Origin of the sequence: Streptomyces sp. NPDC089919 (assembly GCF_040684615.1) — a bacterium.
Classification (GTDB): domain Bacteria; phylum Actinomycetota; class Actinomycetes; order Streptomycetales; family Streptomycetaceae; genus Streptomyces.
In genome coordinates, this window is the sequence record NZ_JBFBGK010000054.1 from 26,641 (window position 1) to 52,915 (window position 26,275).

Here is a 26,275-nt window from a genome sequence, read left to right on the forward strand (position 1 = left end):
CTGCACCCCCCTCCTGGTGCAGCCCCTCGCGGTCGAGCGGGATCCGATGCCGAAGCGTTGGATCCGCCCCCAGCTACCGCTGGGTGGTACCCCCAATGTGACTCGCTCGGGCGGGCGATGGTTGTGCACCGGATCCCGGAATTCCGTTGTGATCCAGGTCACATACCCCTCGGGCTCGGGGCATCGTCCCCAATTCGTGATCTCGGAATGCGCAACCTCGTTCGATATTCGAAGGTCGAAGCGGTCATGAGACGAATCTCCCTGCTGGCCGCGGCGGGCCTCGTGGCCCTCGGGCTGACCACCCCCGCGCAGGCCGCCGGCACCCCCGACTACGTGGTGGGCGGGCTCTCCGAGGTCGCTCTGCGGCCGTACGCCGCCTCCGGCACCGCCAAGGCGGCGAGGGCCGACTTCACCGTCGAGACCCCGACGTCGAAGGGGTTCAGCGGCCGGTACGCGCTCACCTTCGACCTGAGCGCGCTCAAGGGCATCGCGGACGTCACGGCCGAGGACGGGGCGGACTGCGCCCGCGACGGCGCGCGCCTGGTCTGCACCGGCTACGAGATCCCGCCGGGGCTGACCGGCGTGGTGAGCCTCCAGCTGAAGGCTGCCAAGGGCAGCAAGAAGGGCCAGCACGGCGCCATCAAGGTGACCGGCAAGGCGCCCGGCATCACCTTCAAGCCGTTCACCTCGAACGTCACGGTCGGCGGCCCCGACCTGGTGATGCAGCGCCTCAAGCTCAAGAACACGATGAAGGTCGGCCAGCGCCAGGCCACCCCCATCGCCTTCGCGAACAAGGGCACCCGCGCCGCCAAGGGCGTGGTGCTGGAGCTGATGCACAGCCGCGGCCTGGAGTTCGTCGAGAAGTACGACAACTGCGCCTACCGCCCCGACCGGAGCGCGGACGGCCGCGGTTTCGGCACCACCGTCTGCACCTTCACCGGCTCCTTCGACGCCGGCTACCTCTACGAGCTGGACGCGCCCCTGCACCTGCGCGCCACCAGCCGGGCCTGGTACGACGTCTTCCTCTACAAGATCCGCGAGGCCGGTCCGGCCGACCGCTCCGCGCTGCGGGCCACCGGCGCCGCCGGTGCGCACCGGCTGGAGCTGAAGCGGGCCCCGGCCACCCCGGCCGGCTACGGCGCCGGCGGCGACCTCGACCCGGGTGACAACGAGCGGGAGGCGGACTTCAAGACCCCCAACACCGCCGACTTCGCGGCCACCGCGCTCGCCCTCAAGGGCAAGGCCGGCGAGACGGTCAAGGCCTCGGTCGGCTTCCGCAACCGGGGCCCGGCCTGGATCTACTACCGCTCCGCGGAATCCATCGCGCTGGTGGACTTCAAGGTGCCGGCCGGCGCCCGCGTCACCAAGAAGCCGGCCGGCTGCTCGGCCACCAACACCGACGGCACCCAGCGCCAGCAGCAGCTCGGCGCTCCGCGCTACCGCTGCGCGACCGACTACACCATCCTCGACAAGGAGAAGGTCGCCTTCCCCTTCGAGCTGACGGTCGACCGGGTGGTCGCCGACGCCAAGGGCTCGGTCTCGGTCGGCGGCTGGCAGCCGGGTCCGGTCCTGGCCCCGCTGCCCTTCGACACCAAGAAGGCGAACAACACCGCGGCCGTGGTGCTCAACAGCACGCACTCCGTCCCGGCCCCCGGCTCCTCGCCGTCGCCTTCGGCCAGTGCCTCGGCCTCCCCGACCCCCTCGGCCACGCCCACCACCACCCCGTCCGCGACGCCGACCGCCACCGCGACCGCGCCCGGCGGCGACCTGGCCCACACCGGCTCGGACGCCCGGACGCTGGCCGCCGCCGCGGCCGCCGCCGTGGCCGCCGGCGCCGCGGTCGTCATCGGCGCCCGGCGCCGCCGCCCGGGCCGCCACGGCTGACCCGCCCCCGGACACGGCGAAGGGCCCTGCGGAGACGTTTCCGCAGGGCCCTTCGCATCCCCGGCCCGGCGTCAGGGCAGCGCCGGAACCGGGCCGCGGCGCCGGGGGGTGCACCGCGTGGACCAGTGACTGCATCGTGCTCGACGGGCCGCGGGCCCGCAACCATTTCGGCCGTACTGACCTTTTCCGGCCAGGACGACGCGGCGGGGCGGAGACGGGGTGCTGGGGAGCAGGGACAAGTGGAAGGCGCCGGACCGGCCGGCCCCGGGCGTCCCCGGAGCCGGCCGTCCTTGGGGTGACCGGGCTGCTGTCCCCTGCCTACCGGTCACGCACCGGAGCGAGGTCCCACGACGTACGCTCCACGGGCCGTACGTCTCATCGCTCCAGCAGAGCCACGCGTGGTTGGTGCCGTCCGCGCCTGGCTGGCACGGACACCCACACCAACGAAGCCCCCGGGGGGCGGTCACGGGCCGTACGGGTGAGAGCCGATTCGCACGTGCTGACGCCCGGGCCCCGATGCGGTCCGGGCCCTGCGGACGCGGGCCTCAGACGCGGCCCCGGCACAGCTCCAGGAGGGTCATCGCGAGGCCGGTGCCCGGCTTGCCCAGCGCCTCGCTGTAGTGCGCGAGCACCTCCATCTCGCGGGACAGGTTCACCCGGCGCCCGCCCGAGGTGATCCGGGCCTCCTGGATGACGGCCGAGACGGCCATCCGCTCCTGGATCAGTCCGATGATCCGGTCGTCGAGGGCGTCGATCCGGTCCCGGGCCCCGGCGATCAGCTCGGCGGCCTCGGCGGTCCCGGCGCCGGTGGTCTCGGCGGCGGTCTTCGTGGCGGTGAGGGTCATGGCGTACTCCAGTCGGAAGAAGGTGACCGACCGGCCCGCGCGACGACAGAGCGCCCCGGGCCTGTCGGCCGGGGGCGCTCTGGGTGGTTTCAGCGGCTCAAGCGAGCATCACGACGACCCATGGCGACCGGACCGGCCGGTGCCATAGGTAAAGAGGAAGCTCAGCTGCTTGCGCACGGTACGGAGTATCCCCCTCCGTACCCTGCGCGGCCAAGCCGGTTCGGATGGTGAGACAGGAGCGGCCGGGGCCCGGCTTCGGATGGTGAGACGAAGACGCGTGTACGGGCCCCGTTAGAATCGACAAAACAAGCCCTCATTTCTTGCCGGAAGGCCCGCCGTGCCAGAAGCACCCTCCGCCGCCCCGGACGTCGTCCTCGTAGTCGACTTCGGCGCGCAGTACGCCCAGCTCATCGCCCGCCGCGTCCGTGAGGCACGGGTCTACAGCGAGATCGTGCCGAGCACGATGCCCGTGGCCGAGATGCTCGCCAAGGACCCCAAGGCGATCATCCTCTCCGGCGGCCCGTCCTCCGTGTACGAGCAGGGCGCCCCGACCATCGACCGCGCCCTGTTCGAGGCCGGCGTCCCGGTCTTCGGCATGTGCTACGGCTTCCAGCTGATGGCCGTCACCCTCGGCGGCACGGTCGACAACACCGGCGCCCGCGAGTACGGCCGCACCCCGCTGGCCGTCAGCAAGGCCGGCTCCACGCTCTTCGAGGGCACCCCCGAGCACCAGTCCGTGTGGATGTCGCACGGCGACGCCTGCTCGGCCGCGCCCGAGGGCTTCACCGTCACCGCGTCCACCAACGTGGTCCCGGTCGCCGCCTTCGAGAACGACGAGAAGAAGCTGTACGGCGTCCAGTACCACCCCGAGGTGCTGCACTCCACGCACGGCCAGCAGATCCTCGAGCACTTCCTCTACCGGGGCGCGGGCCTGAAGCCCGACTGGACCACCGGCAACGTCATCGAGGAGCAGGTCGCGGCCATCCGCGCGCAGGTCGGCGACAAGCGCGCCATCTGCGGCCTCTCCGGCGGCGTGGACTCCGCGGTGGCCGCGGCCCTCGTCCAGAAGGCCATCGGTGACCAGCTGACCTGCGTGTACGTCGACCACGGCCTGATGCGCAAGGGCGAGACCGAGCAGGTCGAGAAGGACTTCGTCGCCGCGACCGGCGTGAAGCTGAAGGTCGTCGACGCGCAGGAGCGCTTCCTGACCGCCCTCGCCGGGGTCTCCGACCCCGAGGAGAAGCGGAAGATCATCGGCCGCGAGTTCATCCGCGTCTTCGAGCAGGCCCAGGCCGAGATCATCGCCGAGGCCCCGGACGACCAGCCCGTCGAGTTCCTGGTCCAGGGCACGCTCTACCCGGACATCGTCGAGTCCGGCGGCGGCACCGGCACCGCGAACATCAAGTCGCACCACAACGTCGGCGGCCTCCCCGAGGACCTGGAGTTCCAGCTCGTCGAGCCGCTGCGCCAGCTGTTCAAGGACGAGGTCCGGATGGTCGGCCAGGACCTGGGCCTGCCCGAGGAGATCGTCCAGCGGCAGCCCTTCCCGGGCCCCGGCCTGGGCATCCGCATCGTCGGCGAGGTCACCAAGGAGCGCCTGGACCTGCTGCGCGAGGCCGACGCCATCGCCCGCCACGAGCTCACCGCGGCCGGCCTGGACCGCGAGATCTGGCAGTGCCCGGTCGTCCTGCTCGCGGACGTCCGCAGCGTGGGCGTGCAGGGCGACGGCCGCACCTACGGCCACCCGATCGTGCTGCGCCCGGTCTCGTCCGAGGACGCCATGACCGCCGACTGGACCCGGATGCCGTACGAGGTGCTGGCCCGCATCTCCACCCGCATCACCAACGAGGTCCCGGACGTGAACCGCGTGGTCCTGGACTGCACCAGCAAGCCGCCGGGCACCATCGAGTGGGAGTGATCCCCCCGGTGCGCCGCTGAGGCCGTCGTCCGCCCTTCGGGTGCGGGCGGCGGCCTTCGCCGTTCCTCTGGCCACCTTCACGGGCCCCCGGTACCTTGCGCCCGCCAGCCGTGCCGACGCGAAGGAGCGCCATGTCCCAGAGGCCCGACCCGGTACCGGTGGACCGGCTGCGGTTCGCGATGCCGCCCCGGCACGAGAGCGCCGCCGAGGAGCGCGCGTACCGCAAGGAGCGGCTGGCCGGCGCGCTGCGGCTGTTCGGCGAGCTGGGCTACGAGGAGGGCGTCTCGGGGCACCTCACCGCCCGGGACCCGGAGTTCGAGGACTGCTACTGGGTGAACCCCTTCGGCCGCTCCTTCGCCCAGGTCACCCCGGCCGACCTGCTGCTGGTGGACGGCGACGGCCGGGTCCTCGACGGCGCCGAGCACGTCAACCAGGCCGCCTTCGCGGTGCACGCGGCGGTCCACCGGGCCCGGCCCGGGGTGGTCGCCGTCGCGCACACGCACTCCGTGCACGGCCGGGCGCTGGCCGCGCTGGGCGAACTGCTCGACCCGCTCACCCAGGAGGCCTGCGCCTTCTACGAGCGGCACGCCCTGCTCGACCAGTACACGGGCGTCACCGTCGACCCGGCCGAATGCGCCCGGATCGCCGCCGCGCTCGGCCCGCACAAGGCGCTGATCCTGCGCAACCACGGGCTGCTGACCGTCGGCGACTCGGTGGACGCGGCCGCCTGGTGGTTCATCGCGATGGAGCGCTGCTGCCAGGTGCAGCTGGCCGCCCGGGCCGCCGGGAAGCCGGTGCCCATCGACCACCGCAGCGCGGTCGCCACCCGCGAGCAGCTGGGCACCGACCTGGTCGCGTGGATCAACTACCAGCCGCTGTGGCAGCGGGTCGCCGGGACGGCGGGGTCAACATCACGTACGGGAACTCACCCCCTCTGACGTCGGCGGCGGCCGGGAGCACTGCCGGGGTGGTGCACAATTCGCAGGCACTGCACGGTAGTTAGAGAGGCGGCACGCACGTGGCTGTCCAAGAGATCCACCACCGAAGTACCCACGGCGGGGGCTGCACCTGCGACGACTGCCCGCACGGGGCCCGCGAGGGGCACCGCCGGGCGGTCACCGCCTTCCTGGAGCAGCGCGACGAGTTCGCCGCCGGCCAGGGGCTGCCCGCCGCCGTCGCCCGGTCCGCCGGGGCCTCCCGCCAGTGGGTCTCCGACGAGCTCACCCAGTCCGCGCGGACGGTCGCCCAGCGCGGCCGGGCGGCCGGGCACTCCTGGCTGTACCTGCTCTCGCGGCGGGCCGTGCTGGCCGTCTGGATCGCCGCCGGGGTGCTCCTGGTGGTGCAGGTCGGCACCGCGCTGGGCACCGGCTGGTCCGCGGCCCGGACCGCGGGGCTGCTCGCCGCCGTGCTGCTGGCCCTGCTGCTCACCGTCGCCGCCCGGGCGCAGACCGTCCGGGGCGGGCTGCTGGCCCCGCTGGTCGGCGAGGACAACCGGCTCTCCACCTCCAAGACGGTGCCCTGCGCCTGGCTGCTGCTGGCGGCCTTCGCCGCGCTGCTGCCCGCGGTGCGGCTGGCGGCCAGTTCGCCGGGCCCCGAGCGGGAGGCCCTGTACGCGGGCCTGGCGCTGTCCCGGGCGCTGCCGCTGCTGGCCGTCCTGGGCATCACCTCGGCGGTCGCGGTGGTGGTCCGCCGGGTGGTGGCCGTCCGGATCTTGGGCCAGCGGCTCCAGAAGCTGCCCGCCGACCGGCCGCGCGGCGCGGACCTGCTCACCGACGACGCGGGCCGGGGCAGCTTCCCCGACGCGCAGTACGTGCTGGTCGGCACGGTCACCCTGGTCTTCGCGGCCGTCTCGCTGGCCCGCTACCCCGACCGGCTGCCGCAGCTGCCCTGGTCGCTGGCGGTGCTGACCGGGCTGTCCGCGGCCGTGTACCTGGCGGCGAAGTACGCCGAGGGCAGCCGCCCGATGGTCCTGTCGGTGGTCCGCCACCGGGAGCCCGGCGACCTGGACGCGGCCGTCCGGACCGGCGACGACATCGAGATCCGGGGCGTGGGGTTCGTGCCGCCCGGGGCGCAGACGCCGGAGATGCTGGCCCGGCTGGTGGTGCGGATCGGGACGGTGCACGTGCACGTGCCGCTGGTGCCGGTGCCGGGCGGTTTCGCCAACCCGTCCGACCAGGTGCTGACCGTGCCGGTGCCGGTCGAGGTGGAGCCCGGACGGGTGGACGTGCAGGTGGTCACCGCGGCAGGAGTGGAATCCAACCGCTGCACCATCGACGTGGCGGAATGAGCCGGGGCACCATGGGGGCGTGACCGGCCTCAGACTCTCCGAACGCCCCGACCTCGCCGCCCTCCGGGCGCGCGCCGCCCGCCACGCGCTGCTGCCGCTGCGCGTCTTCCTGGGCGTGACCTTCGTCTACGCCGGACTGGACAAGCTCACCGACTCGGCCTTCCTCAAGTCCTCCGGTACCGGCTCCATCGGCGAGCTGATGCACGGCGTCCGGGACTCCTCGGCCGTGCCGGCGCTGGTGGACCTGGCGCTGAAGGCGCCGGTGGGCTTCGCGGTGCTGCTGGCCGTGGGGGAGCTGCTGGTCGGGCTGGGCGTGCTGGCCGGGCTGTACGGGCGGCTGGCCGCGGCCGGGGGTGCGCTGATCTCGCTGAGCCTGTGGCTGACCGTCAGCTGGCAGAGCGATCCGTACTACTACGGCAACGACCTCATCTACCTGATGGCCTGGCTGCCGCTGGTCCTCGCGGGTACGCCCGAGCTCTCGCTCGACGCCCGCCGGGCCGCGGCCCGCGCCGCCCGGCGCTCCTGACGACGCGTACGCCCGCCCGGACCGCGTCCAGGTCCGCCCGTCAGCCGCGGCCCGCCGGGCGGCGGCCGCGGCGGACCAGGTACGCCGCCCAGCCCGCCAGGGCGGCCAGCGAGAGGCCCCCGGCGAGCATCGGCAGCAGCGCCCACCAGGGCACCGCCAGCTCCCCGCGGGAGTCGAGGGCGAAGAGCACCCCCGCCACCATCAGGACGATGCCCGCGACCAGGCGGCCGGGCTGGAACTCATGACGCACGGGTGACCTCCACCTGGCCCACGCCCGCCTTGAGCCGCAGCTCGAGGGTGCCGCCCGGGGTGATCCCGGCCGGCTGCGGCAGCGTGAACGTCTTGTCGTAGTCGTGCTGGATGCGGATGTAGTCCGGGTGCTCGCCCGGCAGCGGGAGCAGGATCCGGCCCACCCCCACCTCGATCGCGGTCTTCGCGGTGACCCCGGCCGGCAGGACCACCTCGAGCCGGCCGGCGGCGATCTCCACCGACACCGGCAGGGTGCGGCCGGCCGGGACCGAGACCGCGCTCAGGTCGAGCCGGAAGTCGCCGGTGGCGGCCTCGTAGCGGGGCTGCACCTGGGCCGTCGAGGCGGGCCGCCAGGTGGTGCGGGTCCAGTCGGTGCCGATGTCCCGGGGCAGGACGGTGGCCGCCATCAGCAGGCCGGCGGTCACCAGGGCGAGGAGGAAGGTGCCGAAGGCGGTGCGCCCCCGGAAGGCGCTGACCGCGATGCCGAGGCCGAACACCGCCAGGGCGCAGGCCAGTCCGGTCTGCAGGGCCGTGCCCAGCGGGTTGGTGTCCCAGCTCAGGCCGGTGGCCAGGCCGCCCGCCAGCAGCGCCAGCAGGAAGGTCCGGCCGCCGATGCCGCGGGGCCGGCCGACGGCCCCGGCGGGGGCGGCCTGCGGGGCCGCCTGCTGCTGCGGTCCGGCCGGCCGCCGCGGCGCGGCCGGCTCGGCGGCGTCGTCCGGCCCCCACAGGTAGGGCGCGCCCACCGGGCCGGTGGTGCCGTCCTTGACCAGCGGGTCCCGCCACCACGACATGGAGGCCGGGACCGGCGGGGCCTGGGTCTCCGGCGGTGCCTCGGCGCGGACGTGCCCGGCCAGGGCCGCCTCCACGCGGGTGTCCCGGGGCTCGCTGCGGCGCTTCTGGGACCAGTAGGCCGCCCCGCCGACGGCGAGGATCACCAGGATCGAGAAGACGCCCAGGCCGCCGTTGTCCAGCATCACCAGGAAGAGCGCGCAGCCGACCAGGGAGGTGAGCAGCGCGGCCAGCGTCGCGCCCTCGATGCGGCCGGTGAGCAGCTTCTTCGCCTCGTTCTCCTCGTCGCCCTCCAGGGGGACGAAGAGCCAGGCGAAGCCGTAGAAGATCAGACCCACGCCGCCGGTGGCGGCGAGCACGCCCAGCACGATCCGGAAGATCACCGGGTCGAGGTCGAAATGGCGGCCCAGCCCCCCGCACACACCCGCCAGGACGTGCTGACGGCGGCTGCGGCGCAGCGGGGGCCGCTCGGCCGCGGCCGGATCACCCGGGGCGGTCGTCGCGGTGCTCCCCCCGGTCGGGGAGTCGGAGTGCTCGGTCATGGAACCATGGTGACGGTCCCGCCGAGCTGCCGGTATCCGGCCCTACCCTGGTGCAACCCTGAGATCTCCGGGTCGGAACTGGGGGGATGCCCTGATGTCCCGCCCCCACCGCGCATGTGACCATCGGTGACATGCCAGTTGCCGCGCCCCGTCCCCCGCACCACGCGCCCGATGCCGAAGAGCCGGTGCGCAAGCTGTACCGCAGCGCCGAGGGGCGCCTGCTGGGCGGTGTCGCCCGGGGGCTCGCCGGACACCTCGGGCTGCCGGTGATCTGGGTCCGGCTGGCTTTCCTCGCCCTGTTCCTCTTCGGGGACGGCCTGGGCGTGCCGCTGTACGCGGTCTTCTGGGTGGTCGTCCCGCTCGGCCAGGGCGGCACGCCCGAGGACCGCTCGCTCTTCGAGGAACTGCCCGACGGCCGGCGGCGGCTGCGCAAGCCCGACCGGGGCCAGGTCTTCGCGCTGCTGCTGCTGGCCGGCGGCGCCGCGATCTTCGTGTCCAAGGTCCAGATGGGCGGGGCCTCGGGCCGGTACGTCTGGCCCGCGCTGCTGGTCGCGGCCGGCGTGGTCCTCGTATGGCGGCAGGCGGACAACGCCCGCCGGGCGCACTGGAGCGACGTCTCGCGCCGGCACGGCCGGCTGCTGGCGCTGGCCCGGGCCCTCGCCGGGGTCGGCCTGGTCGGCGTCGGCGTCACCGTCTTCATCGTGGTCCGCGGCTCGGCGGCCCAGCTGGGCAACGTCCTCACCGCCGCGCTCGCCGTCCTGGTCGGCATCGCCCTGCTCGCCGGCCCGTGGTTCATCCGGCTGACGCAGGACCTCTCGTCGGAGCGCCTGATGCGCATCCGCGCCCAGGAGCGGGCCGAGGTCGCCGCGCACGTCCACGACTCGGTGCTGCACACGCTCACGCTCATCCAGCGGGGCGCCGAGGACGCCGGCGAGGTGCGGCGGCTGGCCCGGGCCCAGGAGCGCGAGCTGCGCAACTGGCTCTACAAGCCCGAGGGCACCGGCAAGGACGAGGCGCAGGCCCCGGAGACCCTGGCGGAGGCCGTCAAGAAGTCCGCCGCCGAGGTGGAGGACCACCACGGCGTGCCCATCGAGGTCGTGGTGGTCGGCGACTGCCCGCTGGACGAGCGGCTGCTCGCCCAGGTCCAGGCCGCGCGCGAGGCGATGGTCAACGCCGCCAAGTACGGTGGCGAGGGCGGTCCGGTCCAGGTCTACGCCGAGGTCGAGGGCGGCTCGGTGTTCGTCTCGGTGCGCGACCGGGGCCCGGGCTTCGACCTCGACGCGGTACCGCAGGACCGGATGGGCGTACGAGAATCGATCATCGGCCGGATGCAGCGGTACGGCGGGACCGCGCGCCTGCGGTCCGCGCCCGACGGGGGCACGGAAGTCGAGCTGGAGATGGAGAGGGCGCCGCAATGACCGGGGAGCAGGGCATGACCGAAGAGAACGCAGCGGCCGGCCGGCGGGTCCGGGTGGTGCTCGTCGACGACCACCGGATGTTCCGCGCCGGGGTCCAGGCGGAGATCGGCGAGACCGCGCGGACCGGCGTGGAGGTGGTCGGCGAGGCCGCCGACGTCGACCAGGCCGTCACCGTCATCAACGCCACCCGGCCCGAGGTGGTGCTGCTCGACGTCCACCTGCCGGGCGGCGGCGGGGTCGAGGTGCTGCGCCGCTGCGCCCCGCTGATGGCGGCCGGCGAGCAGTCGGTGCGCTTCCTCGCGCTGTCGGTCTCCGACGCGGCCGAGGACGTGATCGGGGTCATCCGCGGCGGCGCCCGCGGGTACGTCACCAAGACCATCACCGGCACCGACCTGGTCGACTCGGTCTTCCGGGTGCAGGAGGGCGACGCGGTCTTCTCGCCCCGGCTGGCCGGCTTCGTGCTCGACGCCTTCGCCTCGACGGACGCCCCGCCGGTGGACGAGGACCTGGACCGGCTCACCCAGCGGGAGCGCGAGGTGCTGCGCCTGATCGCGCGCGGCTACGCCTACAAGGAGATCGCCAAGCAGCTCTTCATCTCGGTGAAGACGGTCGAGTCGCACGTCTCCGCGGTGCTGCGCAAGCTCCAGCTCTCCAACCGGCACGAGCTCACCCGCTGGGCCACCGCCCGCCGCCTGGTCTGACGGCGCCCGGGGCGGGCCGCCGGGGCTCAGAGCGGCCGGCTGGCGCCCGCGAAGGGCATCTGGTCGATCGGCGCCACCCGCACCGGGGCGCCCGGGTGCGGGGCGTGGATCATCTTGCCGCCGCCGATGTAGAGCCCGACGTGGCTGATCCCGGAGTAGAAGAAGACCAGGTCGCCGGGGGCCAGTTGGGAGCGGGAGACCCGGTGGCCGGCGTTGATCTGGGTGTAGGTGGTGCGCGGCAGGGCGACCCCGGCGGCCCGCCAGGCGGCCTGGGTCAGCCCGGAGCAGTCGAAGGCACCGGGCCCGGTGGCGCCCCAGACGTACGGCTTGCCGAGGGCCGAGTAGGCGAAGGCCACCGCCCGCGCGGCCCGGGAGCCGGCCGCCGGGGGCGGCTCGGTGGCCCGGCGCGTCGGGGCGGGCGTCCCGCGGTCGGCGGTGCTGCCGCCGCCGGTGGCGTCGCGGTGGCTGTCGGAGGCCTCGATCCGGGCCCGCTCCTCGGCGGTGAGCCGGGCCAGCAGCCGCTTGGCCTCGGCGAGCTTGGCCTCGATCACGCTCTTGTGGCGGGCCAGTTCGTCCTGCCGGGCGCGCAGCTGCGTCAGGGCGGCGGTGGCCTTGTCCTGGAGGGCGCGCACCTCCGCCGCCTTGCGCTGCACGGTCGCGACCTCGGCGGCGCCCCGGTCCCCGGCGCGCTCGATCAGCGCGGCCCGGGCGAGGTACTGCTCCGGGTCGGCGGAGAGCGCGAGCTGCATGGCCGGGCCCAGGCCCCCGCTGCGGTACTGGGAGGCGGCGAGCGAGCCCAGGGCGTTGCGCGCGGTGGTGAGGGTGGCGTTCTTGCGGGCGGCCTCCTCGCGCAGCGCGTCGAGCGAGCGGCGGGCCGTGTCCGTCTTCTCCTTCGCCCCGTTGTACTGCTCGGTGGCGGTCTCGGCCTCCTCGTAGAGCCGGTCCACCCGGGCCTTGACCTGGGCCGGGGTGAGCCTGGGCTCCGCGACGGACGAGCCGTCGAACGCGGTCGCGGTCGCAGCGCCCGCCAGGGCGAGGGTGGCGGCGGTCCTCACGGTGCCGCCGGCGAGCGGGCGCTGCCTGGGCTTTCGATGACTGGCCACGAGGGCACTCACGTCCTTCCGTCGGCGCGGCCCCGGAGGGCGCGGACTTCTTGGGGGAGGACGCTAAACCTGTAGGTCACGGCGGGATGACGGAATGACCGCAACTGTCCCGGTCCTCGCACCCGATGACCGCAAGCGAGCGAATCCGACGGGATCCACCCCCGCACCGGTCCGGAAAAGCCCGGACCGTAGGCTCGCGGCCATGGACGTACTCATCAATGTCTTCGTCGGCCTGCACATCATCGGCATCGCCTCGCTGCTCGGCGGCTTCCTCACCCAGATGAAGGCGATGGGCGCCGGCACGGCGCGCTTCGTGCCCGCCATGCTGCACGGCGCGCTGACCATGCTGGTCACCGGCGTGGCCCTGGTCGGCCTGAACCAGGCGGACGACCACACCGTGAACAACGTCAAGATCGGCGTGAAGCTGGCGATCCTCTTCGTCGTCCTCGCCCTGGTCTACGTCAAGCGGGACGAGGAGCGCGTGGAGAAGGGGCTGTTCGCCGCCGTCGGCGCGCTCACCATGACCAACGTCTTCATCGCGGTCCTGTGGACGTGACCGCGAAGTCCATGCGGTCCCGGATCTGATCCAGCCGGGCGTCGACCTCCGCCCCCGATGCGCCCCCGACCACGACGAAGCCGTGCCGGTCGGCCGACCAGGACACCGGGACGATCTCGTCCCCGGGCTGCACCGAGAGCCCGGCCGCCATCACCTCGGGGGCGGAGACCGCCTCCTCCCACCCCGACACCGACACGAGCCGGCCGGGCGGCTCGACGATGACGTGCCGCATGCCGGCGCTCCGCGAAAGGGCCGGCAGCCGGCTCGGTTCGATACCGAGGGCGTCGTCCACGTACGTTCCGTACAGCTCGAACCCGGGGCGCACGTATTCGGCCATGGTCGGGATGAACGCCCCGCCCGGCCGCCCGTGGATCTCCCCCAGGACGACGCCGGCCCCGGTCAGCCAGAACTCGACGTGGAAGAGCCCGTGGGTCAGCCCCACCGCGAGCAGGGCCCGCTCCACCTGCTCGTGGGCCTCCTGCGACTGGGCGGCGGAGAGGTCCGCGGGAATGCGGTGCCCGGTCTCCACGAACCGCGCTCCCACCGACTTCTGCGCCACCGCGACGACGACGGGCCGGCCGCCCACCGCCAGGCCGTCGGCGGAGAACTCGGGGCCGGCGACGAACTCCTCGACCAGGAACGGCACATCCTGGGGGCGCCCGGCAAGCGCCGCGTCCACCTCGTCCGCCGAGCGGACCAGGTCGACGTGGGCGCTGCCCATGCCGTCCCGCGGCTTGAATATCCAGGGCCCGGGCGCGGTCGTCGCCATGAACTCCAGCGCCTCCGCCCGCCCCTGGACCAGCCGGGACGCAGGTTGCGGCAGGCCCGCCGCCCGCAACCGCTCCCGGCACAGGTCCTTGTTCCGGGTGGTGTGCGCCGTCAGCGTGCTGATGCACGGGAAGCCGAGTGCCTCACCGACCGCGGCCAGGGGCTCGACGCACAGGTCGCGGAAGGCCAGGCCGCCCACGAGATCGGCTTCCACCTGCCGCAGCGCCTCGACGGCGGCGGCCGGGTCCTCCACGTCGCAGGCCACGACGGAGGCGAAGAGCGAGGTGTCCGCGTCGGCCAGGCTCCGGGGGTTGTCCGCGCCGACGAGCTGGACGCCGCGGGCCCGGGCCTGGGCGTGCAGACGCTTCATCTGATCACGGCCGTGCAGTGACCGAGGGGAACAGCCCATCACGAGTACGGCCGCGGACACGTGCCCTCCAAGGTTGTCTTCCATCGGTTCGGGAACTGCGCCTACCACTGCACCGGAACGGACGAGAGCCCGCCGATCAGCACGCCGTTCCGCCTGGTGATGTCCTCCGCCGGAACGGCGAGGCGCAGTCCGGGGAAGCGCTGCAGCAGCATCCTGAAGGCCGTGGCGATCTCCAGCCGGGCGAGCGTCGCCCCCACGCAGAGGCGGGGTCCGTGGCCGAAGGACAGGTGCGGGTTGGGATCGCGCCTGATGTCGAAGGCCTCGGGTTCCGGGAAGACGGCGGCGTCACGGTTCGCGGCCAGCGTCGAAAGCAGCACCGCCTCGCCCAGCTTCACGCGCGTCCCGGCGATGTCCAGGTCCTCCCGGGCGTACCGGAGCAGCGGGAGGTCCGGTGACGAGTACCGCAGCACCTCCTCCACCGCGGTGTCCGCCAGGGACGGGTCCTCGTACAGGGCGGCGCGCTGCGACTCGTTGGTCAGCAGCAGCATCATGCCCTGGTCGACCTTGATCGCCGTGGTCCGGTAGCCCGCGAAGAGCAGGGACGCGGCCACGTAGGAGAGGTCGTCGAGCCTGGCCACGCTGCCGGGATCCCGGGGAGCCAGGTCCATCGTCCCCGAGAGCACCAGGTCGCTGACCAGGTCCTCGCCGGGGGCGGCGAGCTTGCGCCGCGCAAGCTCGCGCATGTACTCCGACAGCTCCTGGCGGGCACCGGTCGACCGCTCGAAGTCCGTCATGCTGGACATGCCGTCGAACCAGGCGCGGAACCGGGCGTGGTCCTCGTACGGGACGCCCAGGAGCTCGCAGATGACGAGCAGGGACAGCGGCATCGACACGGTCTCGTGCAGGTCGACCGGTCCCGGGAGTCCGGCCATCTCCTCGAGGATGCCCGCCAGGGTCTCCTCGGTCCGTCCGCGCAGCGCCTTCATCCGCTTCGCCGAGAACGCCGGCGTGAGCCTGCGCCGGTACCGCGCGTGGTCCTCCCGCTCGGACGCGTAGTTCCCGACCGGACCCGCGGTGCTCAACGCCGACTTGATCAGGACCGGTGCCCGGTCGGGAGCCGGGTGGGCGCGACCGAGCCGGGTGTCCGCGAGGAGGGGGCGCACGTCCGCGTAGCGGGTGACGAGCCAGGCTTCGTCCCCCGAAGGCGTGAGCACCTTCGTCGGAGACGCCCTGCGCTGCAGCTCGCGGAGCTCCTTCGGCAGATCGAAGACGCCGTTCCTGTGGAACGGCAACCGGGGGAGAGTGTTCTGCATGTCAGCCTTACCTTTCACCAGCGGGGGCACAGGATGCGGTCGCGCCTGCCGGCGTCAGTTCTTGCGGTAGACCGCCACGTACTCACCGGATCCCGTGTAGCGCTCGCCGCGCCAGCCGCCCGCACGCGAGACACGGGTAAGGCCCGCCAGTTGCGCCATGAGGTCGAGTTCGGAGGGCCACACGTAGCGGTACAGCATGGGGTAGAACGTGTTCCCGTCCTCCCGGAGCTGGATGCTCTGCAGTTCGACGCGCTGCTCGGCCCGGTCGTGCCGGCGGGCGGAGATGATCGCGTTCCGGTCGCCGACCACGCGGGTACCGGTGCTCTGGTTGGCGCAGTACAGATCGTGGTCGGGGACGAACGCCTGGATGACGAACAGGCCGCCCTCCGGCAGGTGTTCCGCCGCGTTCCGCACACAGCGGACCTGGCTCTCCTGGGTGGGCAGCAGGAAGAACGTCTCGCTGATGCAGTAGACGAGGTCGAACTCGCCCTCGACCGGCACATCGGCGAAATCCCCGATGACCACCTCGACGTCCTCGTCGCCGACGTTCCGCTCGAGCCCGGCCGCCATGGTGGGGGAGCCTTCGACGCCGACCACCTTCAGGCCCCGGCCGGCCAGCGGCAGCGCGACCCGTCCCGTGCCGATACCCAGCTCCAGCGCGCGGCCACCCGGTGCGAGGGCGGCCAGGAAGCTGCTCGCCTCGTCCTCGTCGTGCCGCAGCGCCCAGCTCATCGAGTCGTACTCCGGGCGGTGTTCCCCGTACGCAGCGATGTCGTAGTCCATCCCGGCACTCTCTCCTTGAGTCATTCTGAGGTTTGTCCGTCCGGTTGCCGCGGATCGGGACTCGGCTGCGATCCGATGATTCGCCAGGCGACGAAGGAAAGAGCGAGGGTGACGAGGGCCGAAAGGAAGATGCTGCCCCTGCCCCCGAGGGCGTAGACCAGCGGGCCGGCGGCGGCCAGCCCCAGCGGGGCGGCCAGCGTGGAGACGGTGGACCACAGCGTGATGACCGGCTGCGCCTCCTCCTCCGAGAGGAAGGTGTGCAGGTACGTGTACGCGACAGGGGTGAACGGCGCGTAGATGACACCCGCGACGAAGAACGCGATCGAGGCCCACAGCACGCTCTGCGCGCTCGCCAGGCCGATCATGGCGGCGCCCCAGCCGGCGACGATGCCGATGAGGAGCGGCCGCTGGGGGACGTGGCGCAGGTGGTTCGTGGCGAGTGCACCGATGATCGCGCCCGCACCGAAGAGCGTCCAGACGATGCCCAGCGCCTTGCCGTTACCCGCCAGCGGACCGTCGACGAACAGCGGGAGCGCCACTTCCACCGGCATGTAGAACAGGTTGTAGAAGAACACGATGACGAGCAGCCGCCAGGCGATGGGCAGGGTGCGGAGCACCTTCAGCCCGGACTCGGTCCTTTCGGGGCCGGCGGGCGCCGGGGGCTCGGAGGACAGCGTCACGAGCGTGGCGACGAGCAGGGGTAGGAAGGTCGCCCCGTCGATGACCAGGGCCCACTCGGGGCTGAACACGGCGGCGACCAGTCCACCGAGGGCGGGCCCCGCCACGTAGAGGGCGAACTGCCTGACGGTGGACAGCAGTCCGTTCACCGCGTACCGGCCGTGGCTCGGCACCAGGCTGATCGCCGCCAGCCTGATTCCGGAGGCGGACAGGGACCGCAGGCACGAACCCACCAGGAGCGCGCCGATCAGGACTTCGATGCTGAGGGATCCGCCGGCGGCCGCCACACCCAGGGCGGCAAGGGTCACACCCCGCAGCAGGCAGTCCGCTATCAGGGAGGTCTTTACCGGAAATCGGAGTCTTCCCAGGCTGAAGGGGATCGCGAGGCACACGGAGGAGACGTAGGCGGCGGCAGCGGTGAGTGAGACTGCAAACGCGATCGGCATGCTCCCGTGGATCCCGATGGCCACCAGGGGGATCGTGGAGATGAGCATGCCGTCGCCGATGCTGGAAAAGCCGACGCCGGCCAGGAAGAAGGAAAGGCGAGACCCCTTCAGGGCCTGACCGTAGGACATCTCCTGCTGCGTGGATTGCGCCATACAATTTCACCCTATGTGCCAGGTCTGTTCGGCAGGAGGTTCAACGACCGCTGATGGACGGCGTGAATGACTGATCTGAGATCCAGAGCGTGTCCGGCACGAGTCTGACCCACCAGATTCCTTCTGCGGGTCCCTCTTTCACCTTGAACCGGTCGTCCCAAAGGCTCTCGTCCGGGCCCAGATACCTGACGAGCTTGCGACGGGCCCGGGCCGCGTCCCATTCGACGGCCGAGCCGTGGCCCCGGGCGATGACCTGGAGCGTCCGCCCGGTGCGGATGTCACAGGTGTCGACGACGAGTTCGAAGGCCGAATCGGCGCGGAGCCGGTCCGCCAGCCGGGACCACTGGCCGGTGAAGACCCAGAAGGCCTCGTCCTCCCAGAGGAACCAGGTCGGCCGCACCACCCTCTTGCCGGTGGCGATGCGCACGACCAGCGGTTGGCGAAGGAACTCCTCGACGTCGAACGGCGCGTCCGTCATCGGCTCGAGGGCCTGGCCCTGCCGTTTGATCCTTACCGTGGGCACAGCAGCGCACCTCTGATCATGTGCCCGTCAGGCAGGGTAGACACAGCGGAAGGTGATCTCGTTGTGCCGGTCGGTGATGAGGTCCTTGCCGCGGTAGTACGTGGTCATGCACACCGGGGGCGAGGTCCAGGTGCCGCCGCGCAGCACGAAGAAGGCTTCCTTGCGGTTCATGAACTCGACCGGCTTCCTGCCCTTGAGGAAGGGGTCCATCTCTTCCTTGGTGTAGAAGTTCGTCGAGGTCATCTCCCACACGTTGCCCACCATGTTGAGGGCGCCGTACGGACTGGCCCCCTCCGGCAGGGCGTCCGCGGGCAGCACGGGGGTCTTGGGGTACTCGGAGTGCGCCGAGAGGAGGAGCGCCTCGAGTTCGTCGCGGTTCTGGGGCGAGACGCCGAACGACCGCGAGACGTCGTTGGCGCACTCGGAGTTCCACTCGTTCCCCCACGGGAAGACGCGCCCGTCGGTGCCGCGGGCCGCCTTCTCCCACTCGTCCTCGGTGGGGAGCCGCCCACCCGCCCAGGTGGCGAACGCCCAGGCGTCGTACCAGTCGACACCCACCACCGGCTGGTCGGGGTGGTTGAAGCGCGGGTCGTGCCAGTGTGCCGGGGTGTGGTCGTGGCCGATCGGCTGGTCCCGGTGGTCGAACTCCGCGGTGTCCCGGGCGTCGGCGAGGAATTCCGCGTACCGCCGGTTCGTCACGGCCAGCCTGTCGATGTGGTACGACGGCAGTTCGACGACCCGCAGGCGGTTGTCCTGGTCGTTCATCTTGAACGAGCCGAACTGCTCGTACACCGCTTGGATCTGCTGCTGCGAGGCGCCGGCGATGAAGGGTCCGCCGGGGACGAGCACGACGTCCTCGTGGTTGCGCTGGCGCTTCCGGGCGGCCACCTGCTCGCGCAGGCCGGCGAAGTGCTCGTCCTCGAGCCGTCGCAGCGTGTCCGGATCGTCGCTCCCGAAGATCGAGAGCAGTGCGTGCTTGGTGTAGGCCGCGCCGAATCCGACCGGCTTGCTGGTGTGGTCACGGGTCAGCTTGCTCGGCCACCCGGAAATGCCGATCAGGTCCCGGATCGCCGTGTCGACACGCTTTTCGCCCGCGGTCCGAATGGCCGTGAAGGCCACCTGGTCGACCGGGTCGTGGGTGCCGTAGGCGATGGCCTCCTTCGCGTCCTTGTCGTCGGAGAAACGCTCACCGAGCAGGACGATGCAAGCGGCCCGCACCCGCCACTCGCGGTGCTCGCGCGCCAGCTCGCAGATGTCGGCGATCCTGCCCTCGTCGGCGAGCTTTTCGGCAGAGGAAATCGCTTCCCCGACCTGCACCTCATGCTGGTGAGATGTCAACGCGAATCTCCTTCGTGCTTTTCTGGCGGTCTTCCGCGGGTGCGCTGCTGCTGGGTGTTCCGGTTACCGAAAAAGAATTCGACGCAACGGTGCCGCTGCCCACTGCGAATGGGCAGCGGCACCGTTGTGAGGGGGCTTAGGCCTCCCACTTCGCGATGGTCTTGTCGTCCTCATCGCGCGTCTCGAGGAAAGTCTCGTCCGTCATGCTGTTCACCCCCTCTCGCAATCTGCTTTCGGAAAACGAATCTACGTCGGGGGTATATGGCGATCAAGATGTGATCATGTGACGTGGTTCATAGTTTGTTGAGCGTTTTGGCGGTTCCGTCACAAAGGGGGGACGGCTCCGGCGTTTATCCTGTAGCCACTATTCGGCCAGGTGGACGGCACCTGACCTGCTCGTTCGCGTCGCACCGCCGACGGCTTGGCGGAATATGATCGCCCGGTCGTCACGGGGTCGTCGCGCGACCATCACGCGGCCATCACAAAAACTCGACCGCATTCCGTCATGTTTATTGGGAGGCGGGAATTCCGGAATGACTCTTTGCGTGGGCACACGCTCGGTGAGTGACGGCGGGTCATCGGCCCGGTGCGCTGCGTCTCCTGCCCGCTCCTCCTGCGGAACAGGGGTCCGCCTGTCGGTCCGGCCCCCTAGACTCGGAGGGCGATGAGCAGCCTCTTTGACGACAGCTTCCTGGCCGACCTGACCCCCGCCGGCGAGGAGCCCCCGCCGCCCCCGGAGGAGCACGGCGGATACGCCCCCGAAGAGCCCGCGGACGACCTGTTCGACGGGAAGTTCGACGTGCCCATGACCGGGGACGCGTACTACCGCGACGGCGCCCCCAGGCCGGTGATCGACCCCGCCACGCTGCTGGACGGCCTGAACACCGAGCAGCGCGCCGCCGTGGTCCACCACGGCTCCCCGCTGCTCATCGTGGCCGGCGCCGGCTCCGGCAAGACCCGGGTGCTCACCCACCGCATCGGCCACCTGCTGGCCGCGCGGAACGTCCACCCCGGCCAGATCCTCGCGATCACCTTCACCAACAAGGCCGCCGGCGAGATGAAGGAGCGCGTGGAGGGCCTGGTCGGCCCCCGGGCCAACGCGATGTGGGTGTCCACCTTCCACAGCGCCTGCGTCCGCATCCTGCGCCGCGAGTCCAAGCGCCTCGGCTTCACCTCGTCCTTCTCGATCTACGACGCGGCCGACTCCAAGCGCCTGATGGCGCTGGTCTGCCGGGACCTCGACCTGGACCCCAAGAAGTTCCCGCCGAAGTCCTTCAACGCCAAGGTCTCCAACCTCAAGAACGAACTGATCGACGACGAGGCCTTCGCCGGCCAGGCCGCCGACGGCTTCGAGAAGACCCTGGCCCAGGCCTACGCCATGTACCAGTCGCGGCTGCGCGAGGCCAACGCCCTCGACTTCGACGACATCATCATGACCACGGTCCACCTCCTCCAGGCCTTCCCGGACGTGGCCGAGCACTACCGCCGCCGCTTCCGGCACGTCCTGGTCGACGAGTACCAGGACACCAACCACGCCCAGTACACCCTGGTGCGCGAGCTGGTCGGCCCCGGCTACCCCGACCTGCCGCCCGCCGAGCTCTGCGTGGTCGGCGACGCCGACCAGTCGATCTACGCCTTCCGCGGCGCGACCATCCGCAACATCCTCCAGTTCGAGGAGGACTACGGCGACGCCACCACGATCCTGCTGGAGCAGAACTACCGCTCCACCCAGACGATCCTGTCCGCCGCCAACGCCGTCATCGAGCGCAACGAGAACCGCCGCCCCAAGAACCTGTGGACCGACGCCGGCACCGGCGCCGAGATCACCGGCTACGTCGCGGACACCGAGCACGACGAGGCGCAGTTCGTCGCCGACGAGATCGACCGGCTCACCGACGCGGGCGACGCGAAGGCCGGCGACGTCGCCGTCTTCTACCGCACCAACGCCCAGTCCCGCGTCTTCGAAGAGATCTTCATCCGGGTCGGCCTGCCCTACAAGGTCGTCGGCGGCGTCCGCTTCTACGAGCGCAAGGAGGTCCGCGACATCCTCGCGTACCTGCGCGTGCTCGCGAACCCGGAGGACGTCGTCCCGCTCCGCCGGATCATGAACGTCCCCAAGCGCGGCATCGGCGAGCGCGCCGAGGCGATGATCGACGCCCTCGCGCACCGCGAGCGGATCACCTTCCCGCAGGCCCTGCGCCGGGTCGACGAGGCCTACGGCATGGCCGCCCGCTCCACCAACGCCGTCAAGCGGTTCAACGTCCTGATGGAGGAACTGCGCACCATCGTCGAGTCCGGGGCCGGTCCGGCCACCGTCCTCGAAGCCGTCCTGGAGCGCACCGGCTACCTCGCCGAGCTGCAGGCCTCCACCGACCCGCAGGACGAGACCCGGATCGAGAACCTTCAGGAACTCGCCGCCGTGGCGCTGGAGTTCGAGCAGGAGCGGGGGGCCGCGGCGGAGGCCGCCGGGGCCGAGGGCGGCGCCGCCACCGGCGGCACGCTCGCGGACTTCCTGGAGCAGGTGGCCCTGGTCGCCGACTCCGACCAGATCCCCGACGAGGACGAGGACGGCTCCGGGGTCATCACCCTGATGACCCTGCACACCGCCAAGGGCCTCGAGTTCCCGGTGGTCTTCCTGACCGGCATGGAGGACGGCGTCTTCCCGCACATGCGCGCGCTCGGCCAGACCAAGGAGCTGGAGGAGGAGCGGCGGCTGGCGTACGTCGGCATCACCCGCGCCCGCGAGCGGCTGTACCTGACCCGCTCCTCGATGCGCAGCGCCTGGGGCACCCCCTCCTACAACCCGCCCTCGCGGTTCCTGGAGGAGATCCCGGAGAAGTACCTCACCTGGAAGCGGACCGGGGCGCAGCAGCCCGCCGGGCCCATCTCGGCCTCCCGGGCCGGCGGCAAGGCCTCCTTCGGCACCTCGCCCGAGTCCTTCCTCTCCTCCGGGCTGTCCGCCGCGCGCGCCAAGTCGGGGCCCTCGGGCTTCGCCACCCGCCGGGCCGCGGACAAGCCGGTGATCGCGCTGGCCGTCGGCGACCGGGTCACCCACGACCAGTTCGGCCTCGGCACGGTCATGGAGGTGGCCGGCGCGGGCGCCGACGCCCAGGCGACCATCGACTTCGGGGACGCCAAGCCCAAGCGGCTGCTGCTGCGGTACGCGCCGGTGCAGAAGCTCTGAGCCGCCCCGGGGCGGCCGGACACGAAGAAACGCGGGGCCCCTGTCCGGGGGTCCCGCGTTTCTTCGTACGTCGACCGTTCCTCGAGCCGACCGTGGTTACGTCGGGTCGAGGCCGTGGCTGCGCAGCCACGGGAGCGGGTTGATGGCGGAGCCGCCGCCGGGCCGGACCTCGAAGTGCAGGTGCGGGCCGGTGGAGTTGCCGGAGTTGCCGGAGTACGCGATGACCTGGCCGGCCTTGACCGAGCCGGACCGGATCTTCGTGCTGCTCAGGTGGCAGTACCAGGTCTCGGTGCCGTCGGGGGAGGTCACTATGGCCATGTTGCCGTAGGCGCTGTTCCACTGGGTGCGGACGGTGCCGTCGGTGGCGGCCATCACCGGGGTGCCGTACGAGACCGGGAAGTCGATGCCGGTGTGCACCGACATCCAGTTGACCCCGGACTGGCCGAAGCCGGCGCTGAGGCCGTGCTGGGTGACCGGGAGGAAGAACTTGGGGCGCAGCGCCTCGAGGCGGGCCGCCTCCTCCGCACGCTTGCGGCGGTCCTGCTCCTGGCGTTCGCGCAGGTCGATGCGCTCCTGGGTGCGGCTCGCGCGGTCCGCGAAGTCACCGGCGTCGGCGCTGAGGGCGGCCAGCTGGGTGTCCAGCTTGTTGTTGACGGCGATCGGCTTGACCGAGGCCGGGTCCGAGGCCGCCAGCGACGTGGTGTCCTCGACCGGCTGCTGGCCGGTGAGCCCGCCGACCGAGGCGGCGGCCACGCCCGCGACACCCATCACGCAGGCGGAGGGCACGGCGACGGTCAGCAGGGCGGAGCGCTTGGCGGGGGTGCGGCGTCGGCCGCGGTTGCCGGCCGGGGCCGGGGCGGGGGTGCCGCGGCGGGCCGAACGCGGCGCGGTGGCCGGGCCGATCTCCGGTGCGGGGGCCTCGGATCCGGGCTCGTCGTCCGGGCCGGTGCCGTGGTCGTGCCGGGCGTCGGCCTCCTGCTCGGAGTCGAGCGGGAAGTCCAGGTCCAGCTCGCCGATCATGGTGGCCGCGTCGGCGAAGGCGACCGCGTCCGGGGTCGCCTCCGGCGTCGTCCCGTACCCGGGCTGCTGCGGGGCGTACGGGTCGAACTGCTGGAACTGCTGGTGCGGCGCGGGGACTTCGTACGGCGGGGCCGCGGCGAAGGTGTGCGCGTCGAAGGTCTGGGTGGCCTCGTAGGCCAGGGCCGAGGCGTCGAAGGTCTGGGTGGGCTCGTAGCCCTGGCCGGGGCCCTGCGGGTGGGCCTGCTCGGTGGCCGGCGGGTAGCCCTGGTCGTAGGCCTGCCCGTGCGACGGGTCGTACGACTGCTCGTACGCCTGCTCGTAGGCCTGGGAGGCGTCGAAGGTCTGGGTGGCCTCGTAGGCCGCGGGGGCCTCGAAGACGCCGGTCGGCTCGTAGCCGGGGGCGCCCGCCCCGTACGCCTGGTCGTAGCCGGTGGCCGGCTCGCCACCGGAGTTCCAGGCGGTGGCGTCGTACGCGCCGGTCTCGAAGCCCGGCATCGCCCAGTGCCCGGACTGCTGGGCGGGGTCGTGGCCGAAGGCCGCCGGCTGCTCGTACCCGGTGGACCAGGCGCTCGCGTCCCACTGGGCGGAGGTGTCGTCGTGGGCCTGCTGCGCGGGGATGGCCGAGAGGTAGTCGGCCTGGCCGTTCCAGGCGGAGGCGTCGTGGACGCCGGAGTCGTAGCCGCCCTGGGCGGCGTACCCGCCGTAGGGGTCGTAGCCGAACTGCTGGTCCGCGGGGTGGTCCTGGCCGTGCCCGGGGGCGGCGGACTGCGGGTCGTACCCGGCGCCGTAGCCGTTCGGGTAGCCGCTGTCACCGGCGAAAGTGGTGGTGGAAAGGCCGTCGTACCCGGAATGCGGGTAGTGGCCCGACGATGGGCGGTCGTTCACCAACTTCTCTTTCGCCTCGGCAGTGGGGGCCTGGGTGGCCGGGGAGGAGCGGGGTCCCCGGAGGAGAGCAGTGGCGTGACTGTACCCGGCGGTTACTGGCATCGACAATCTTCGGAGCCTTCCGGTGGCTCAGGAACCGGGCATTCAGCCGTCTTTCGGCCGACGGCAGGGCGAGGCTTGGCCTTGAGTTCGAAATCCGTTCGACTTGCGTTCGTGTGCTGATGTCCCGAATCCCCCGGAAGGGGTGCTCTTCGCGAGGCGCCGTGCTGACGCCCGGTACGGCGCCCGGTGATCACTCAGGCGACCGAGAACCGGTCGGTGCTGCCGGCGGTCCCGGGCGCGTCGCCCTCCAGGACCTCGCGGATCCGGGCGGTGATGGTCGGGTGGGTGGGCAGCGCGAGATGGCCCACCCCGCTGACCTGGACGTTTTCCGTGAGCAGGTCGGGGTGGTCCAGCCGGGCCGTCCCGACCGGGACCATCAGCTGGTCCAGATCGCTCCAGAAGGCCACGAAGCGGGTCCGGCAGCCGGGGGCCGGCGCCCGCAGCTCCGCCAGGACGGCCGAGTCCGGTCGCATCTGGCGCACCACCGGATGGGCGTCCAGCAGCGGGGCGATGCGGGTGCCCTGGTGGGGGGTGCCGAGGGTGACGACGGTGCGGACCCGGGCGTCGCCGCCCAGGCACTGGACGTAGTACCGGGCCACCAGCCCGCCGAGGCTGTGCCCGACCAGGTCCACCCGGTCCTGGCCGGTGCGGGCCCGGACGTCGTCGACGTACCCGGCCAGGCGGTGGGCGGCGGTCCGCAGGTCGGTGGTGAACGGGGAGTAGTTGAGCGACTCCACATGGCGGCCGTGGGCGGCGAGGGTACGGCGCAGCAGGACGAAGACCGAGCGGTTGTCGGTGAAGCCGTGCAGCAGGATCACCGGCGGGCGCTCGGCCGGCCGCAGCGGGATGCCCGCCCCGCGCGGCGGGGCGGCCGGGCGGCGCTCGGCGAATACGCCGGTGGGGTACACCAGGAGGTGGCCGGTGAGGATGACCAGCTCCAGCACGGCGGCGCGCAGCGCGGTCGTCGGGATGGTGAGTGACATGCCCATACCGACCTCCCGAAGGATCTCCGGAGTCGGCACCGGGATGCCACGCCACCGCGCCGTGCGGCTGACGGCACGGTGGCCTGGCGACCTCGTCGCTGCTCCCCTGGCGATCGTGTCCCACCGTGTGATTTCCCCCTCGGGGAGTCCCGCGAAACGGCGTCGTGCGCGATGCTGTGCTTAACGTTCGTTTACTTGCGTCGTTCAGCTCTCGACGACAGCGCAGTCGCCATGGAGGCAGTGATGGGTGTGACCGGTCCGATCCGTGTGGTGGTGGCCAAGCCGGGTCTCGACGGCCACGACCGCGGCGCGAAGGTGATCGCCCGGGCGCTGCGCGACGCGGGCATGGAGGTCATCTACACCGGCCTCCACCAGACGCCGGAGCAGATCGTCGACACCGCGATCCAGGAGGACGCCGACGCGATCGGGCTGTCGATCCTCTCCGGCGCGCACAACACGCTCTTCGCCAAGGTCATCGACCTGCTGCGGGAGCGCGAGGCCGAGGACATCCTGGTCTTCGGCGGCGGCATCATCCCCGAAGAGGACATCCCCCCGTTGAAGGCGAAGGGCGTGGCCGAGATCTTCACCCCCGGCGCCACCACGACCGCCATCGTCGACTGGGTCCGCGCGAACGTCCGCGAGCCGATGGGGGCCTGACCGCAGCCTTAGCGGGCGGCGCCCGAGCCGGCCCGTCGCGAAGCCCCGCTGTACCCCGTGCCAGCCTCGCCGGCGTTTGAGGCGACCGGCGCGGAGCGGCGGTGCGGGGTCGGGGCGTAGCCCCGCTTTCCCCCTTACCAGCCCGCCGGCGTTTGAGGCGCGGGGTTCGGGGCGGAGCCCCGCCGTCTCCTTACCCAGCCTCGCCGGCGTTTGAGGCGCGGGGGATCCGGGGGCGGCGCCCACCGGTTTCGGGA

22 protein-coding genes are annotated in these 26,275 nt (G+C 72.2%); 10 read left to right on the plus strand and 12 right to left on the minus strand.

The features are described 5' to 3' along the window. Positions 1 to 246 precede the first annotated feature (246 nt). Complete coding sequence (locus AB0O40_RS21715; RefSeq protein ID WP_365044003.1) at positions 247 to 1,884, plus strand: peptidase; 1,638 nt, start codon at positions 247 to 249, stop codon at positions 1,882 to 1,884. 545 nt (positions 1,885 to 2,429) lie between these two features. On the opposite strand, the gene AB0O40_RS21720 is transcribed toward AB0O40_RS21715, so the two are convergent. Then, positions 2,430 to 2,729 carry a chorismate mutase gene (locus AB0O40_RS21720; RefSeq protein ID WP_365044006.1) on the minus strand — a complete coding sequence of 100 codons (300 nt, stop codon included), beginning with the start codon at positions 2,727 to 2,729 and terminating at the stop codon, positions 2,430 to 2,432. A 337-nt stretch (positions 2,730 to 3,066) separates the two neighbouring features. On the opposite strand from AB0O40_RS21720, the gene guaA reads away from it, so the two are divergent. The 4 genes from guaA to AB0O40_RS21740 all read left to right on the plus strand — a co-directional run bounded on the left by guaA (position 3,067) and on the right by AB0O40_RS21740 (position 7,460). Continuing rightward, a complete protein-coding gene (guaA, locus tag AB0O40_RS21725) occupies positions 3,067 to 4,647 on the plus strand; it encodes a glutamine-hydrolyzing GMP synthase (protein WP_365044009.1) in 1,581 nt (526 codons plus the stop codon). Positions 4,648 to 4,778: 131 nt separating this feature from the next. Continuing rightward, positions 4,779 to 5,585 carry a class II aldolase/adducin family protein gene (locus AB0O40_RS21730; protein ID WP_365044012.1) on the plus strand — a complete coding sequence of 269 codons (807 nt, stop codon included), beginning with the start codon at positions 4,779 to 4,781 and terminating at the stop codon, positions 5,583 to 5,585. Between the two features lie 80 nt (positions 5,586 to 5,665). Then, positions 5,666 to 6,934 (plus strand): hypothetical protein, encoded by a 1,269-nt coding sequence (locus AB0O40_RS21735; protein WP_365044014.1) that lies wholly within the window; start codon positions 5,666 to 5,668, stop codon positions 6,932 to 6,934. Positions 6,935 to 6,953: 19 nt separating this feature from the next. Continuing rightward, positions 6,954 to 7,460 carry a DoxX family protein gene (locus AB0O40_RS21740; RefSeq protein ID WP_365044016.1) on the plus strand — a complete coding sequence of 169 codons (507 nt, stop codon included), beginning with the start codon at positions 6,954 to 6,956 and terminating at the stop codon, positions 7,458 to 7,460. A 40-nt stretch (positions 7,461 to 7,500) separates the two neighbouring features. Here the strand turns inward: AB0O40_RS21740 and AB0O40_RS21745 are convergent, their stop codons facing one another. Continuing rightward, positions 7,501 to 7,710 carry a hypothetical protein gene (locus AB0O40_RS21745; protein ID WP_365044019.1) on the minus strand — a complete coding sequence of 70 codons (210 nt, stop codon included), beginning with the start codon at positions 7,708 to 7,710 and terminating at the stop codon, positions 7,501 to 7,503. Beyond that, positions 7,700 to 9,040 (minus strand): PspC domain-containing protein, encoded by a 1,341-nt coding sequence (locus AB0O40_RS21750; protein WP_365044022.1) that lies wholly within the window; start codon positions 9,038 to 9,040, stop codon positions 7,700 to 7,702. Before AB0O40_RS21750 ends, AB0O40_RS21745 begins: the two co-directional genes overlap by 11 nt. A 131-nt stretch (positions 9,041 to 9,171) precedes the next feature. Here AB0O40_RS21750 and AB0O40_RS21755 point away from each other — a divergent pair, with 131 nt between their 5' ends. After that, positions 9,172 to 10,458, plus strand: a complete 1,287-nt coding sequence (locus AB0O40_RS21755; RefSeq protein WP_365044025.1) for a PspC domain-containing protein — start codon at positions 9,172 to 9,174, stop codon at positions 10,456 to 10,458. A gap of 14 nt (positions 10,459 to 10,472) precedes the next feature. Continuing rightward, positions 10,473 to 11,159, plus strand: a complete 687-nt coding sequence (locus AB0O40_RS21760) for a response regulator transcription factor (RefSeq protein WP_365044028.1) — start codon at positions 10,473 to 10,475, stop codon at positions 11,157 to 11,159. A gap of 26 nt (positions 11,160 to 11,185) precedes the next feature. Here the strand turns inward: AB0O40_RS21760 and AB0O40_RS21765 are convergent, their stop codons facing one another. Beyond that, positions 11,186 to 12,262 carry an NlpC/P60 family protein gene (locus AB0O40_RS21765; protein ID WP_365044031.1) on the minus strand — a complete coding sequence of 359 codons (1,077 nt, stop codon included), beginning with the start codon at positions 12,260 to 12,262 and terminating at the stop codon, positions 11,186 to 11,188. 202 nt (positions 12,263 to 12,464) lie between these two features. Between AB0O40_RS21765 and AB0O40_RS21770 the strand changes: the two genes are divergently transcribed. After that, the gene (locus AB0O40_RS21770) at positions 12,465 to 12,818 is read left to right on the plus strand and encodes a hypothetical protein (protein ID WP_365044034.1); all 354 of its coding nucleotides are present in this window, start codon (positions 12,465 to 12,467) and stop codon (positions 12,816 to 12,818) included. On the opposite strand, the gene AB0O40_RS21775 is transcribed toward AB0O40_RS21770, so the two are convergent. The 6 genes from AB0O40_RS21775 to AB0O40_RS21800 form a co-directional block, all read right to left on the minus strand. Further along, positions 12,796 to 13,956, minus strand: coding sequence for an ATP-grasp domain-containing protein (locus tag AB0O40_RS21775; RefSeq protein ID WP_365044037.1), 1,161 nt, complete (start codon positions 13,954 to 13,956; stop codon positions 12,796 to 12,798). The genes AB0O40_RS21770 and AB0O40_RS21775 overlap by 23 nt on opposite strands. Positions 13,957 to 14,057: 101 nt before the next feature. Continuing rightward, positions 14,058 to 15,269, minus strand: coding sequence for a cytochrome P450 (locus tag AB0O40_RS21780; protein WP_365044040.1), 1,212 nt, complete (start codon positions 15,267 to 15,269; stop codon positions 14,058 to 14,060). Between the two features lie 54 nt (positions 15,270 to 15,323). Then, entirely contained in the window at positions 15,324 to 16,052 is a 729-nt protein-coding gene (locus tag AB0O40_RS21785; RefSeq protein ID WP_365044043.1) for a class I SAM-dependent methyltransferase, read from the minus strand. Between the two features lie 20 nt (positions 16,053 to 16,072). Continuing rightward, a complete protein-coding gene (locus AB0O40_RS21790) occupies positions 16,073 to 17,329 on the minus strand; it encodes an MFS transporter (RefSeq protein ID WP_365044046.1) in 1,257 nt (418 codons plus the stop codon). A gap of 40 nt (positions 17,330 to 17,369) precedes the next feature. Continuing rightward, on the minus strand, positions 17,370 to 17,852 hold the full coding sequence (locus AB0O40_RS21795) for a pyridoxamine 5'-phosphate oxidase family protein (RefSeq protein ID WP_365044049.1): 483 nt from the start codon (positions 17,850 to 17,852) through the stop codon (positions 17,370 to 17,372). 27 nt (positions 17,853 to 17,879) lie between these two features. Then, on the minus strand, positions 17,880 to 19,190 hold the full coding sequence (locus tag AB0O40_RS21800; protein ID WP_365044052.1) for an SUMF1/EgtB/PvdO family nonheme iron enzyme: 1,311 nt from the start codon (positions 19,188 to 19,190) through the stop codon (positions 17,880 to 17,882). Positions 19,191 to 19,854: 664 nt separating this feature from the next. Between AB0O40_RS21800 and pcrA the strand changes: the two genes are divergently transcribed. Then, positions 19,855 to 22,374: a DNA helicase PcrA gene (gene pcrA, locus AB0O40_RS21805; protein WP_365044055.1), complete on the plus strand. Its 2,520-nt coding sequence runs from the start codon at positions 19,855 to 19,857 to the stop codon at positions 22,372 to 22,374. Between the two features lie 96 nt (positions 22,375 to 22,470). Here the strand turns inward: pcrA and AB0O40_RS21810 are convergent, their stop codons facing one another. Beyond that, positions 22,471 to 24,279 (minus strand): peptidoglycan DD-metalloendopeptidase family protein, encoded by a 1,809-nt coding sequence (locus tag AB0O40_RS21810; protein WP_365044058.1) that lies wholly within the window; start codon positions 24,277 to 24,279, stop codon positions 22,471 to 22,473. Between the two features lie 296 nt (positions 24,280 to 24,575). Then, positions 24,576 to 25,370, minus strand: coding sequence for an alpha/beta fold hydrolase (locus AB0O40_RS21815; RefSeq protein ID WP_365044061.1), 795 nt, complete (start codon positions 25,368 to 25,370; stop codon positions 24,576 to 24,578). A gap of 237 nt (positions 25,371 to 25,607) precedes the next feature. On the opposite strand from AB0O40_RS21815, the gene AB0O40_RS21820 reads away from it, so the two are divergent. Continuing rightward, the gene (locus tag AB0O40_RS21820; RefSeq protein ID WP_365044064.1) at positions 25,608 to 26,021 is read left to right on the plus strand and encodes a cobalamin B12-binding domain-containing protein; all 414 of its coding nucleotides are present in this window, start codon (positions 25,608 to 25,610) and stop codon (positions 26,019 to 26,021) included. The last annotated feature ends 254 nt before the right edge of the window (positions 26,022 to 26,275 follow it).